This window comes from Kitasatospora sp. NPDC054939 (assembly GCF_053610105.1).
This window is the reverse complement of record NZ_JBSGXP010000053.1, coordinates 36,243-49,704: the sequence shown is the minus strand read 5'-3', so window position 1 is coordinate 49,704 and position 13,462 is coordinate 36,243. Positions and strand designations below refer to the sequence as shown.

The window sequence follows — 13,462 nt, the reverse complement described above, 5'->3', positions numbered from 1 at the left end:
GTCCGTGCGGACCGCCGGGCGCTCGGGCGGGCTCAGCGGCCCCCGGGGGCCGCGGTGCGGGCTCAGCGCCCGTTGAAGGCGTCCTTCAGACGGGAGAACAGGCCCTGCTGGCCCGGCGCGAACTGGCCCGAGGGCCGCTCCTCGCCGCGCAGCACCGCGAGCCGGCGCAGCAGCTCCTCCTGCTCGGGGTCGAGCTTGGTGGGCGTCTGCACCTCGACGTGCACTATCAGGTCGCCCCGGCCGCCGCCGCGCAGGTGGGTGATGCCCCTGCCGTGCAGCGGGATCGACTGGCCGGACTGGGTGCCGGGCCGGATGTCGACCTCCTCCAGGCCGTCCAGGGTCTGCAGCGGCACCTGGGTGCCGAGCGAGGCTGCCGTCATCGGGATGGTGACGGTGCAGTGCAGGTCGTCCCCGCGCCGCTGGAAGGTCGGGTGGGTGGTCTCGGCGATCTCGACGTACAGGTCGCCGGCCGGGCCGCCGCCGGGGCCGACCTCGCCCTCGCCGGCCAGCTGGATGCGGGTGCCGTTGTCGACACCGGCCGGGATCTTGACGGTCAGGGTGCGGCGGGCGCGGACCCGGCCGTCGCCGGCGCACTCGGGGCACGGGGTCGGCACGACGGTGCCGAAGCCCTGGCACTGCGGGCAGGGGCGGGAGGTCATGACCTGGCCCAGGAAGGACCGGGTGACCTGGGAGACCTCGCCCTTGCCGCGGCACATGTCACAGGTCTGCGCCGAGGTGCCGGGGGCCGCGCCCTCGCCGCTGCACGTGGTGCAGGTGACGGCGGTGTCGACCTGGAGCTCCTTGGTGGTGCCGAACGCGGCCTCCTCCAGGGTGATCTCCAGGCGGATCATGGCGTCCTGGCCGCGCCGGGTGCGCGAGCGCGGGCCGCGCTGGCCGGAGGCGGCGCCGAAGAAGGCGTCCATGATGTCGGAGAAGCCGAAGCCGGCCGCGCCCGCGCCGAAGCCGCCGGCCCCGCCGTTGGGCGACAGCGGGTCGCCGCCGAGGTCGTAGACCTGGCGCTTCTGCGGATCGGAGAGCACCTCGTAGGCGGCGTTGATCTCCTTGAACCGCTCCTGCGTCTTCGGGTCCGGGTTGACGTCCGGGTGCAGTTCGCGTGCCAGGCGCCGGAACGCCTTCTTGATCTCGTCCTGCCCCGCATCCCGTCGGACGCCGAGTACCGCGTAGTAGTCCGTGGCCACCAAATGCTCCGCTTGTTCCGCCTGTTGAAGTGCTTGCGACTGGGGCCGCCGTCACCTGCTGTGACGGTGGCCGTTCCCTACGACTCGGCCAGGATCTGGCCCACGTACCGTGCCACCGCTCGCACCGCCCCCATTGTGCCCGGGTAGTCCATCCGGGTCGGACCGATCACACCCAGTTTGGCCACACTCTCGTCGCCCGAACCGTAGCCGACCGACACGACGGAGGTGGAATTCAGCCCCTCGTAGGCGTTCTCCCGCCCGATCCGGACCGTCATCCCCGCGTCCCCGGTCTCACCCAGGAGGCGGAGCAGGATGACCTGCTCCTCCAGCGCCTCCAGCACCGGCTGGATGGTGAGCGGGAAGTCGTGGCCGAAGCGGGTCAGGTTGGCCGTGCCGGCCAGCATGATCCGCTCCTCGCTCTGCTCGGCGAGGGTCTCGAAGAGCGTCGCCAGCACCGTGGTGACGGTCGGCCGGTCGGCCGGCTCGAAGCCGGCCGGGAGTTCCTCCAGCAGACCGGGCACGTCGGGCAGCCGCTGGCCGGCGGCCCGGGCGTTGACCCGCGAGCGCAGGTCCGCCAGGACGGTCTCGCCGACCGTGCCCGGGCAGTCGACCAGCCGCTGCTCGACCCGGCCGGTGTTGGTGATCAGGACCAGCATCACCTTGGCCGGGGCGAGCGCCACCAGCTCGATGTGCCGCACGGTCGAGCGCGACAGCGAGGGGTACTGCACCACGGCGACCTGGCGGGTCAGCTGCGCGAGCAGCCGGACCGTCCGGGCCACCACGTCGTCGAGGTCGACGGCGCCGTCCAGGAAGTGCCGGATGGCGCGGCGCTCGGGCGCGCTCATCGGCTTGACCTCGGCGAGCCGGTCCACGAACAGCCGGTAGCCCTTGTCGGTGGGGATCCGGCCCGCACTGGTGTGCGGCTGGTGGATGTACCCCTCCTCCTCCAGCGCCGCCATGTCGTTGCGGACGGTCGCCGGGGAGACCCCCAGGTTGTGCCGTTCCACCAGGGCCTTCGAGCCGACCGGCTCCTCGGTGCCCACGTAGTCCTGGACGATGGCGCGCAGCACGGCGAGCTTGCGTTCGTCCAGCGGGCGGACCTCACCGGCCATGGGCACGCACCTCCGTCTTCGCACGTTGTCCGTTATGACGTGTTGTGGGCCGTTCCGAGAGGCCCCGGACCTGGCACTCGCAACAGCCGAGTGCCAAAACCGTACCTGCCAGTGTAAGGCCCGGGTCCGACCGCAGGAACGGCCAGTCCGGGGTGATCCTGCCCGCATCCCGGCCGGGTGCACGCCGCACGGGTGACGGTGCCGTCGGCGGCGCGCCGACCGCGGCGGTGGCAGCATCGGAGACGGACGGCGAACGGAGGAGCAGCGATGTCGACCTCGGGCCACCACACCCGCTTCGCACCCGACCGCGGCCTGACCGGCCGGATGGTCGGCACCATGTTCGTGATCGGCCTGCTGTACGTCGGGTTCACCGGACTGCTGATCGTGCTGCTGCGCGGCGCCTGGCCGCTGATCGTGCTGATCTCGGGCGGGCTGTTCGTCGCGCAGTTCTGGTTCAGCGACAAGATCACCGAGAAGGCCATGGGGGCCCGGCCGGTCACGCCCGAGCAGTACCCGCAGCTGCACGGCACCGTCGACCGGCTCTGCGCGCTCGCCGACATGCCCAAGCCCCGGGTCGCGGTCGCCGACAACGACCTGCCGAACGCCTTCGCCACCGGGCGCAACCCGCAGAAGGCCGTGGTCTGCGTCACCACCGGGCTGCTGCGCCGGCTGGAACCGGCCGAACTGGAGGGCGTGCTCGCCCACGAGCTGTCGCACGTCGCCCACCGGGACGTCGCCGTGATGACCGTCGCCGGCTTCCTCGGCGTGCTGGCCGGGGCGATGACCCGGATCGCCCTGTACGGCGGCTTCCTGAACAGCGGGCGCAACAGCAACGACTCCAACGTGGCGATCGCGGCGATCGTCGTCCCGCTGGTGTCGATGGCGGTGTACGCGATCAGCTTCCTGCTCACCCGGCTGCTCTCCCGCTACCGCGAGCTGGCCGCCGACCGGGCCGCCGCCCAGCTCACCGGACAGCCCAGCGCGCTCGCCTCCGCGCTGACCAAGGTGACCGGGCAGATCGCCGCGATCCCGACCGAGGACCTGCGCCGCGCGCAGCCGTACAACGCCTTCTGGTTCGCCCCGGCGCTGAGCCCGAAGGCCACCGCCTCGCGCCTGCTCTCCACCCACCCGCCGCTGGAGCAGCGGCTCGACCAGCTGGCGAGGATCTCCGCCCGGCTCGGGCACTGATCCTCCCGGGGAAGGACCACCGTGGGCTTCCTGGACGCCCTGTTCGGCCGGACCAAGCCGGTCCGGCCGGACCTCGACCGGCTCTTCGGCATCCCCTCGGCCGCGCTCACCCTGGAGGCCGGGGCCGGCTTCCGCCCGACCGGGCTCGGCTCGGTCTGCTTCGCCGCCGTCGAGGGCGGCGCGTTCGGCGAGGTGGAACGGCAGGTGCGGGCCCTGCTGGACGCCGACACCGGCCGCGGCGGGGTGCCCGTCGAGGCGTCCAAGGACGCGTACGGCTACTCCTGGCTGCTCGCCCGCCACACCCCCGAGGAACTGCCGGAGCTGGTCAACGACCTGCACGCGGTCAACAGCGAGCTGGAGGCCAACGGCTTCGGCCCGCAGCTGCTCTGCTCGCTGGTCGGCTTCCGGGACGCGGGCGGGCAGCCGCTGGCGCTGGTCTACCTGTACAAGCGCGGGACGTTCTACCCGTTCGCACCGCAGCCCGGCGGCGGGGAGCGGCGCAACAGCCCGCTGGAGCTGCAGGTGAAGGCGCTGCTCGGCAACGACCTGCGGATCGAGGGGGAACTCGGCCGCTGGTTCCCGGTCTGGGGCGCGCCGGGGCTGTGACCCGGGAGCCGCTGCCTCGGGCACGGCGGCGGGCCCGGATATTCGCTGGCCCGCCGGTCGGCGCGGCGCCTAGGGTGCGCCCACGTGATCATCGACTGGAACGAGATCGAGGACGCGGCGCCCACCCCCGCGCTGCTCGCCGCCGTGAGCGCCGCCCTGCGCTCCCCCGCCCCGGAGGTCCGCGACCTCCTCGCCTACGAGCAGCTCTGCCGCTGGGTGCCGCGACTGGCCCCGGCCGAGCTGCTCGCCCTCGGCGACGAGCTGGCCGAACGGCTCGGCGACCCCGAGATCCAGGCCCGCACCTTCGCCCCGCTGGTGCTCGCCGAGGTGGTCGGAGCCGGCGCCTACCGCCCGTCCTGGCTGGAGGCGTTCGCCCGCTGGTACCCGGCCGAGACCGACCTGCGCGGCTGGGACCCGCAGCTCGGCTGGCTGCACGCGGTCGCGCACGGCGCCGACCTGCTGGCCGTCCTCGGCCGCAGCCCGCTGGTCGACGACCCCGCCCCGCTGCTGGAGCTCGCCGCCGCCCGGCTGCTGGCGCCGACCGACCACGTCCTGGACGCCCTGGAGGACGACCGCCTCGGCCGCGCCGTCGCGCTGGTCCTCACCCGCCCGGAACTGACCGAGCGGCAGGCGCTGGAATGGCTCGATCCGCTCGTCGCCCGGCCCCCGCGGCGCCCCTCCGCGGCGGTCCCCGGCGTCCCCGCGAACGTCTCCAACACGCTGCGCGTCCTGCGCATGGTCTACGTGCTCGCCGACCGCGGCGTGCGCGAGGAGCGCGGCGGCGAGCCGCTGACGGTACGCCACTCCACCGCCCTGCGCGGACGGATCGCCGAGGCCCTGGTGGTCGACTCGCCGTTCACGGGCTGACGCCCCGTAGGCCCTGACCTAGACTCCGGGGCATGCACAGCCGCCGGTACGGACCCGACCTCACCCCGCCGTGGAAGCGGCAGCAGCCCGCCCCCGAGGTGCCCGCCGAGCGGGACCTGGTGGTGGAGGAGGCGGTGACCGGCTTCTGCGGGGCGGTGGTGCGCTGCGAGAAGACCGCCGAGGGGTTCACCGTCACCCTGGAGGACCGCTTCGGGGCGCACCGGGTGTTCCCGCTGGTGCCGCGCGGCTTCCTGCTGGAGGGCCGGGTGGTCACCCTGGTCCGCCCGGCCGCCCCGGCCCCCTCCCGCGCCCCCGGCCGGACGGCCTCCGGCTCGGTCGCCGTCCCCGGGGCCCGGGCCCGGGTGGCCCGTGAGTCCCGGATCTACGTCGAGGGCCGGCACGACGCCGAGCTGGTGGAGCGGGTCTGGGGCGACGACCTGCGGATCGAGGGCGTGGTGGTCGAGTACCTGGAGGGCGTCGACGACCTGCCGGCGATCGTCGCCGACTTCGCCCCCGGGCCCGGCCGCCGCCTCGGCGTGCTGGTCGACCACCTGCTGCCGGGCACCAAGGAGCACCGCATCGCGGCCCGGGTCACCGGCGCGCACGTCCTGGTGGTCGGCCACCCCTTCGTCGACGTCTGGCAGGCCGTGAAGCCCGCCTCGGTCGGCATCCCAGGATGGCCGGACGTCCCGTACGGCGAGGACTGGAAGCGCGGCACCTGCCGCCGCCTCGGCTGGCCCGACGACACCCCCGCCGCCTGGAAGCGCATCCTCGCCACGGTCGACTCCTACAAGGACCTCGAACCCGCCCTGCTCGGCCGCGTCGAGGAACTGATCGACTTCGTGAGCACCCCGGAGTGACGGCGGTCAGGCGCAGGTCTGGAAGTCGCCGGTCTCCAGGGTGACGCCGAGCACGTCGACCGGGACGGGCTCGCCGAACTTGCTGGTGCGCTCGGACATGTAGCGCGTGGCTCCGGGGGCGGACACCTGACCCAACTCGGTCAGCAGCACGCAGACGCCCTTGATCGGGTCGACGATCAGATAGGCGGGAATGGTGCCCTCCCTCCGACGGCTGACACCCACGCTAACGAATCTCAGTCCACCAGGTCACGCACCACGGCGTCGGCCAGCAGGCGGCCCGGGAGGGTGAGGACGGCGCGGCCCCGGTCGTACGGGGCGGAGTCGAGGAGGCCGTCCTGGCGGGCCCGCTCGGCGGCCTTGAGGCCCTGCGCGGTGAGCAGGTCGAGCGGGATGCCGTCGGCCAGCCGCAGTTCGAGCAGCACGCGCTCGACCCGGCGGTCCTCGGGGTCGAGCACCTCGCGGGCCTGGGCGGGGGTGCGGGCCTCGGCGAGGGCGCGGGCGTACGCGGCGGGGTGCTTGGCGTTCCACCAGCGGACGCCGCCGACGTGGCTGTGCGCCCCGGGGCCGGCGCCCCACCAGTCGGCGCCGGTCCAGTAGAGCTCGTTGTGGCGGCAGCGGGCGGCCTCGCCGGTCGCCCAGTTGGAGACCTCGTACCAGGAGTAGCCGGCGCCGGTGAGGGCCTCCTCGGCGATCAGGTAGCGGTCGGCGTGCACGTCGTCGTCGATCATCGGGAGTTCGCCGCGCTTGACCCGGGCGGCGAGCCGGGTGCCGTCCTCGACGATCAGCGAGTACGCGGAGACGTGGTCCGGGCCGGCGCCGATCGCGGCGTCCAGGGAGGCCCGCCAGTCGTCGTCGGACTCGCCGGGGGTGCCGTAGATGAGGTCGAGGTTGACGTGGTCGAAGCCGGCCGCGCGGGCCTCGGCGACGCACGCCTCGGGGCGGCCCGGGGTGTGGTGGCGGTCGAGCAGCTGCAGCACGTGCGGGCGGGCGCTCTGCATGCCGAAGGAGATCCGGTTGTAGCCGCCCTCGCGCAGCTCGGCGAGGTAGCGCGGGTCGACGGACTCCGGGTTGGCCTCGGTGGTGACCTCGGCGTCGTCGGCGAGCCCGAACTCCTCGCGGATCGCGGCGAGCATCCGGACGAGGTCCCGGGCGGGCAGCAGGGTCGGGGTGCCGCCGCCGAGGAAGACGGTCCGCACGGGCAGCTCGGCCCCGCCGAGGACCTTCCGGGCGAGCCGGATCTCGGCGACCACGTTGTCCGCGTAGGTGTCCTGCGAGGCGACCGCCCCGGAGGAGCGCAGCTCGGTGGCGGTGTAGGTGTTGAAGTCGCAGTAGCCGCAGCGGCTCGCGCAGTACGGAACGTGCACGTAGAAGCCGAACGGCCGCGAGCCCAGCCCGTCGAGGGCGTGCGCGGGCAGGGAACCGTCGGACGGCACGGGATCGCCGTCGGGAAGTGCGGAGGGCATGACCCCATTGTCCCGTACGGCCCGGGCCCGCCGGAAAGGAGCGGGTGCCGGGCCGTACGGAGGGGTGCGGGTCAGGCCTCGACGGTGCCCGCGTACATCTCGGCGACGGCGTCGGCGTACTCCTTCTCGACGACCGGGCGCTTGATCTTCAGGCTCGGGGTGAGCTCGCCGTGCTCGACGTCGAGGTCCCGCGGGAGCAGGTGGAACTTCTTGATCGTCTGCCAGCGCTGGAGCCCGGCGTTGAGCCGCTGCACGAAGCCCTCGATCAGCTCGCGGGTCTTCGGGTCGGCGGCGACCTCGGCGTAGGACTTGCCGGCGAGGCCGTGCTCGGCGGCCCAGGGCATCACCACGGTCTCGTCGAGGGCGATCAGCGCGGTGCAGAAGTTGCGGCCGTTGCCGATCACCAGGACGTTGCTGACGAACGGGCAGACCGCCTTGAACTTGCCCTCCACCTCGCTGGGCGCGACGTACTTGCCGCCCGAGGTCTTGAACATGTCCTTCTTGCGGTCGGTGATCCGCAGGAAGCCGTCCGGGGAGACCTCGCCGATGTCCTCGGTGTGGAACCAGCCGTCGGCCTCCAGCACCTCGGCGGTCTTCTCCGGCAGGTTGTGGTAGCCGCGCATGATGCCCGGGCCGCGCAGCAGGATCTCGCCGTCCTCGGCGATCCGGACCTCGGTGCCGGGCAGCGGACGGCCCACGGTGCCGACCCGGATGTCCTCGGCGCGGTTGACGCAGGAGCCCGCGCTGGTCTCGCTCAGGCCGTAGCCCTCCAGGATCGGCACGCCGGCTCCGACGAAGAAGTAGCCGATCTCCGGGGCGAGCGCGGCGCTGCCGGAGACCGCCCCGCGCAGCCGCCCGCCGAAGGCGTTGCGGATCTTGGCGTACACCAGCTTGTCGGCCAGCGCGTGCTGCAGCCCGAGGCCGAAGGGCACGCTGTCGCGGCCGGTGGCGATCCGGTTGGCCTGGCGGACCCGGGCGTGCTCGCGGGCGACCTTGGCCGCCCACAGGAAGATCTTGTACTTGGCGCCGCCCTCGGCCCGGGCCCTGCCGGCGATGCCGTTGTAGACCTTCTCGAAGATGCGCGGCGCGGAGGCCATGATGGTCGGCCGGATCACCGGCAGGTTGTGGATGATCCGGTCCACCCGGCCGTCCAGCGCCATCACGTGGCCGGTGGCGATCTGGCCGGAGATCAGCGTCTTGCCGAACACGTGCGACAGCGGCAGCCACATGAACTGCACGTCGTCGGCGGCCAGCAGCCCGCTGGCCTCCTGCGCCCGGCCCTCGTACGCCCAGCAGTCGTGCACCAGGCGCACGCCCTTGGGGCGGCCGGTGGTGCCGGAGGTGTAGATGAGGGTGGCGAGCTGCTCCTTGTCGAGCGCGGCGACCGCCTGCTCGACGGCGTCGGGGTGCTCGGCCAGGTACTCCGCGCCCAGCTGCTCCAGCTCGGCGAAGGTGAGGACCTTCAGCCCGCCGGTCTCCGGGCCCTCCTCCGGGGCATCGAAGAGGACGACCGTGCGCAGCTCCGGCAGCTTGTCGACCTCGGAGACGGCCTTGGCCAGCTGGGCCGCGTTCTCGGCGAACATCGCTCTGCACCCGGAGTCCGAGAGGATGAAGGCCGTCTCGTCGGCGTTGGTGCTCGGGTAGACCGTCGTGGTGGCCGCACCCGCGCACATGTTGCCGAGGTCGGCGAGCACCCACTCCAGCCGGGTGGAGGAGGCCAGCGCGACCCGGTCCTCGGGGCGGATGCCCAGCGCCATCAGGCCGGCGGCCACCGCCTTCACCCGGACCATGGTCTGCGCCCAGGTCAGCGAACGCCACTGCTCGGCGCCGGGGGCGCCGTCGGCCGCGTGCTCGTCCACGGGGGCGGGGTAACGGTACGCCTCGTCGTTCGGCGTGGCGGCGACCCGCTCCAGCAGGAGATGGGCGACGGAGGCGGGACGCCCGGCGACGAGGTCGGCACTGCCGGAGTCGATCAGGGACTGCGCGGAACTCAACGAGGACCTCCGGAGGGCGGGTGGCCGTGTGAGGGATGGTTGCGGCGCCCGTGGGGGGCGGTCGCCGGGCCCCCCGGGCAATAGACCCGATACCAGTCAGTAACAAGGGGGCAATCAGCAGCCTAGGGGGAAACCGGCCGTTCCGTAAGAGGCTGGAGCCACCTGGCACGACACCGCTTCCCCAGTGCAGTCCGGGCAAAGGACTGGACAAACCTCAGGGTCGCACCCCGGCAATCCCCTGTGCGAGTCGACGAAACCCAGAGAATTGGGGTGCGCACCCCACCGTCGACGACAAGAGTGAGCCAGTGCTGATCAGACTGCTCAGGGCCCACCTACGGCCCTACTCCCGACCGATCACCCTGCTGGTCCTGCTCCAGCTGGTGTCCACCCTCGCACTGCTCTACCTGCCCGCCCTCAACGCCGACATCATCGACGACGGCGTGGTCAAGGGCGACACCGGCTACATCGTGCGCACCGGCGGACTGATGATCGCCGTCACCGTCCTGCAGGCCCTCTGCGCGATCGGCGCGACCTACTACGGCGCCCGCACCGCGATGGCCGTCGGACGGGACGTCCGCGCCGCCGTGTTCGAGCGCGTCCAGGGCTTCTCCGCCCGCGAGATGGGCCGGTTCGGCTCCGCCTCGCTGATCACCCGGACCACCAACGACGTCCAGCAGGTCCAGATGCTGGTGCTGATGGGCTTCCTGCTGATGGTCGCCGCGCCGATCATGTGCATCGGCGGGATCCTGATGGCGCTCAACCAGGACGTGCCGCTCTCCGCGCTGCTGCTGGCCGTCGTCCCGCTGCTGGGCGTCGTGGTGGTGCTGCTCATCCGCCGGCTGCGCCCCGAGTTCCGCGGCATGCAGGAGCGGATCGACACCGTCAACCGGGTGCTGCGCGAACAGATCACCGGCATCCGGGTGATCCGGGCCTTCGTCAAGGACGACCACGAGCAGCGCCGCTTCGCCGCCGCCAACCAGGACCTCACCGACGTCGCCACCACCGTCGGCCGACTGATGGCCTTCATGTTCCCGACGGTGATGCTGGTCGTGAACGTCTCCAGCGTCGCCGTCCTCTGGTTCGGCGCGCACCGCATCGACAGCGGCGGCATGGAGATCGGCGCGCTCACCGCCTTCCTCACCTATCTGATGCAGATCCTGATGAGCGTCATGATGGCCACCTTCATGTTCATGATGGTGCCGCGCGCCGAGGTCTGCGCCGAGCGCATCCAGGCCGTGCTGACCACCTCCTCCAGCGTCGTACCGCCCGCCGCCCCGGTCACCGAGGTGCTGCGCCGCGGCCACCTGGAACTGCGCGACGTCGAGTTCCGCTACCCCGGCGCCGAATCGCCCGTACTGCGCGGCATCGACCTGGTCGCCCGGCCCGGGCACACCACCGCCGTCATCGGCTCCACCGGCAGCGGCAAGTCCACCCTGCTCGGGCTCGTCCCCCGGCTCTTCGACGCCACCTCCGGCCAGGTCCTGCTGGGCGGCACCGACGTGCGCGACCTCGACCCCGCGGCCATCGCCGAGGCCATCGGCTTCGTCCCGCAGAAGCCGTACCTCTTCTCCGGCACCGTCGCCTCCAACCTGCGCTACGGCCGGCCCGACGCCACCGACGAGGAACTCTGGCACGCCCTGGAGGTCGCCCAGGCCAAGGAGTTCGTCGAACGCTTCGCCGAGGGCCTGGACGCCCCGATCGCCCAGGGCGGCAGCAACCTCTCCGGCGGCCAGCGCCAGCGCCTGGCCATCGCCCGCGCCCTGGTCCGCAAGCCCGGCGTCTACCTCTTCGACGACTCCTTCTCGGCGCTCGACTACGCCACCGACGCCGCACTGCGCAAGGCGCTCGCCCGGGAGACCGCCGACGCGGCCGTCCTGATCGTCGCCCAGCGGGTCTCCACCATCCGCGACGCCGACCGGATCGTCGTCCTGGACGAGGGCGCGGTCGTCGGCAGCGGCACCCACGGCGAACTCATGGCCGACAACCCGACGTACCGGGAGATCGTGCTCTCCCAGCTCACCGAACAGGAGGCGGCATGAGCACCCCCGGCAAGGGCGTGAACAAGGGCAAGGGCAGGGGCGCACTCGGACCGGAGACGCTCGGCAAGGGCGGCCCCGGCGTGAACGCGCTGCGCAAGGGCCCCGCCGGCCCGGGCGGCGACGACGACCTCCCCAGCGACTCGCAGGCCGCCGCCGCCCGCCGCGGACCGGCCGGACCGGGCCGCTTCATGGGCGGTCAGGGCGCCGAGAAGTCGATGGACTTCAGGAACTCCGGCAAGCGGGTGCTCGCCCTGCTGCGGCCCGAGCGCGCCGCCATCGCCGGGGTCCTGGCCCTCGGCGTGGTCAGCATCGGCTGCGCCGTCGTCGGCCCGATCCTGCTCGGCCGCGCCACCGACCTGATCTTCGCGGGCGTGGTCGGCGAGCAGTACGCCGCCGGCGAGACCAAGCAGCAGGTCATCGACGGGCTGCGCCGGCAGGGCGAGGGAACCGTCGCCGACCTGCTCTCCTCGATCTCCTTCGTCCCCGGCCGGGGCATGGACTTCGGCGCCATCGGCACCGTCCTGCTCTGGGTGCTCGGCATCTACCTGGCCTCCGCCGTCTTCGGCATCGCCCAGGGCCGGCTCGCCACCCGGGCCGTCCAGCGCGCGAGCTACCGGCTCCGCCAGGACGTCGAGTCCAAGATCGGCCGACTGCCGCTCAGCTACTTCGACCGGCAGCCGCGCGGCGAGGTGCTCAGCCGGGTCACCAACGACATCGACAACATCGGCCAGTCCATGCAGCAGACCATGGGCCAGGTGGTGAACTCGCTGCTCACCGTCGTCGGCGTGCTGGCCATGATGTTCTGGATCTCGCCGCTGCTCGCCCTGATCGCCCTGGTGTCCGTCCCGCTGTCGGTGCTGGTCGCGACCAAGGTCGGCAAGCGGGCCCAGCCGCAGTTCGTCCAGCAGTGGAAGTCCACCGGACAGCTGAACGCCCACATCGAGGAGATGTACACCGGACACACCCTGGTGAAGGTGTTCGGCCGGCAGGAGCAGGCCGCCGAGGTCTTCCGCGAGCACAACGAGGCCCTGTACGGCTCCAGCTTCCGCGCCCAGTTCATCTCCGGGATCATCCAGCCCGCGATGATGCTGATCGGCAACCTGCAGTACGTGCTGGTCGCCGTCGTCGGCGGACTGCGGGTGGCGAGCGGCGCGCTGTCGATCGGCGACGTGCAGGCGTTCATCCAGTACTCGCGCCAGTTCAGCCAGCCGCTCACCCAGGTCGCCAGCATGGCCAACCTGGTGCAGTCCGGCGTCGCCTCCGCGGAGCGCGTCTTCGAACTGCTGGACGCCTCCGAGCAGAGCCCCGAGCCCGCCATGCCCGAGCGCCCGGACGCCGTCCGCGGCCGGGTCGCCTTCCAGGACGTCGCCTTCCGCTACGACCCGGACACGCCGCTGATCGACGACCTCTCGCTCAAGGTCGAGCCCGGCCAGACCGTCGCCATCGTCGGCCCCACCGGCGCCGGCAAGACCACCCTGGTCAACCTGCTGATGCGGTTCTACGAGGTCAGCTCCGGCCGGATCACCCTGGACGGCGTCGACATCGCCGCGATGGACCGCGAGGAACTGCGCGCCGGCATCGGCATGGTGCTGCAGGACACCTGGCTGTTCGGCGGCTCCATCGCCGACAACATCGCGTACGGCGCCCAGGGAGCCACCCGCGACCAGGTCGTCGAGGCCGCCAGGGCCGCCCACGTCGACCGCTTCGTACGGACCCTCCCGGACGGCTACGACACCGTCATCGACGACGAGGGGGCGGGCGTCAGCGCCGGCGAGAAGCAGCTGATCACCATCGCGCGGGCGTTCCTCTCCCAGCCGTCCATCCTCGTCCTGGACGAGGCGACCAGCTCGGTGGACACCCGGACCGAGGTGCTGATCCAGCGCGCCATGGCCCGGCTGCGCACCGGTCGCACCAGCTTCGTCATCGCGCACCGCCTCTCCACCATCCGGGACGCCGACGTGATCCTGGTGATGGAGCACGGCTCGATCGTCGAGCAGGGCTCGCACGAGGAACTGATCACCGCCGGCGGCGCCTACGCCCGCCTCTACCGGGCGCAGTTCGCCGAGGCCGTCGCCGAAATCGAGTAGCCGCGGTCGCCCCCCGCACACGCCCGAGGGCCCGGAGCGTCTCCGCT

At 72.5% G+C, this 13,462-nt stretch carries 11 protein-coding genes; 6 read left to right on the top strand and 5 right to left on the bottom strand.

Annotated features, from left to right (window positions below; translation table 11 throughout):
• Positions 1-62: 62 nt before the first annotated feature.
• Both dnaJ and hrcA read right to left on the bottom strand, forming a co-directional pair.
• Positions 63-1,199, bottom strand: coding sequence for a molecular chaperone DnaJ (gene dnaJ, locus ACWGB8_RS17440; protein WP_452214358.1), 1,137 nt, complete (start codon positions 1,197-1,199; stop codon positions 63-65).
• A gap of 77 nt (positions 1,200-1,276) precedes the next feature.
• On the bottom strand, positions 1,277-2,311 hold the full coding sequence (gene hrcA / locus ACWGB8_RS17435) for a heat-inducible transcriptional repressor HrcA (RefSeq protein WP_452214357.1): 1,035 nt from the start codon (positions 2,309-2,311) through the stop codon (positions 1,277-1,279).
• A 267-nt stretch (positions 2,312-2,578) separates the two neighbouring features.
• Between hrcA and htpX the strand changes: the two genes are divergently transcribed.
• The 4 genes from htpX to ACWGB8_RS17415 all read left to right on the top strand — a co-directional run bounded on the left by htpX (position 2,579) and on the right by ACWGB8_RS17415 (position 5,832).
• Complete coding sequence (gene htpX / locus ACWGB8_RS17430; RefSeq protein ID WP_452214356.1) at positions 2,579-3,499, top strand: zinc metalloprotease HtpX; 921 nt, start codon at positions 2,579-2,581, stop codon at positions 3,497-3,499.
• A 21-nt stretch (positions 3,500-3,520) separates the two neighbouring features.
• Complete coding sequence (pspAB, locus tag ACWGB8_RS17425) at positions 3,521-4,105, top strand: PspA-associated protein PspAB (RefSeq protein WP_452214355.1); 585 nt, start codon at positions 3,521-3,523, stop codon at positions 4,103-4,105.
• A gap of 84 nt (positions 4,106-4,189) precedes the next feature.
• Entirely contained in the window at positions 4,190-4,972 is a 783-nt protein-coding gene (locus ACWGB8_RS17420; protein WP_452214354.1) for a DUF2785 domain-containing protein, read from the top strand.
• A gap of 32 nt (positions 4,973-5,004) precedes the next feature.
• A complete protein-coding gene (locus ACWGB8_RS17415; RefSeq protein ID WP_452214353.1) occupies positions 5,005-5,832 on the top strand; it encodes a DUF3097 domain-containing protein in 828 nt (275 codons plus the stop codon).
• Positions 5,833-5,838: 6 nt separating this feature from the next.
• Here ACWGB8_RS17415 and ACWGB8_RS17410 read toward each other — a convergent pair whose 3' ends face one another.
• The 3 genes from ACWGB8_RS17410 to ACWGB8_RS17400 form a co-directional block, all read right to left on the bottom strand.
• Entirely contained in the window at positions 5,839-6,054 is a 216-nt protein-coding gene (locus ACWGB8_RS17410; RefSeq protein WP_452214352.1) for a hypothetical protein, read from the bottom strand.
• 11 nt (positions 6,055-6,065) lie between these two features.
• A complete protein-coding gene (gene hemW, locus ACWGB8_RS17405; RefSeq protein WP_452214351.1) occupies positions 6,066-7,295 on the bottom strand; it encodes a radical SAM family heme chaperone HemW in 1,230 nt (409 codons plus the stop codon).
• 71 nt (positions 7,296-7,366) lie between these two features.
• Positions 7,367-9,289, bottom strand: a complete 1,923-nt coding sequence (locus tag ACWGB8_RS17400; RefSeq protein WP_452214350.1) for an AMP-dependent synthetase/ligase — start codon at positions 9,287-9,289, stop codon at positions 7,367-7,369.
• Positions 9,290-9,594: 305 nt separating this feature from the next.
• On the opposite strand from ACWGB8_RS17400, the gene ACWGB8_RS17395 reads away from it, so the two are divergent.
• Positions 9,595-11,328 (top strand): ABC transporter ATP-binding protein, encoded by a 1,734-nt coding sequence (locus ACWGB8_RS17395; RefSeq protein ID WP_452214349.1) that lies wholly within the window; start codon positions 9,595-9,597, stop codon positions 11,326-11,328.
• Positions 11,329-11,516: 188 nt separating this feature from the next.
• Positions 11,517-13,415 carry an ABC transporter ATP-binding protein gene (locus tag ACWGB8_RS17390; RefSeq protein WP_452214361.1) on the top strand — a complete coding sequence of 633 codons (1,899 nt, stop codon included), beginning with the start codon at positions 11,517-11,519 and terminating at the stop codon, positions 13,413-13,415.
• Positions 13,416-13,462 lie beyond the last annotated feature (47 nt).

Bases quoted from the DNA above. Each gene is read 5' to 3' on its own strand.
- htpX (WP_452214356.1), top strand. From the start codon at position 2,579: ATGTCGACCTCGGGCCACCACACCCGCTTCGCACCCGACCGCGGCCTG.
- hemW (WP_452214351.1), bottom strand. From the start codon at position 7,295: ATGCCCTCCGCACTTCCCGACGGCGATCCCGTGCCGTCCGACGGTTCC.
- hrcA (WP_452214357.1), bottom strand. From the start codon at position 2,311: ATGGCCGGTGAGGTCCGCCCGCTGGACGAACGCAAGCTCGCCGTGCTG.
- ACWGB8_RS17390 (WP_452214361.1), top strand. From the start codon at position 11,517: ATGGGCGGTCAGGGCGCCGAGAAGTCGATGGACTTCAGGAACTCCGGC.
- ACWGB8_RS17415 (WP_452214353.1), top strand. From the start codon at position 5,005: ATGCACAGCCGCCGGTACGGACCCGACCTCACCCCGCCGTGGAAGCGG.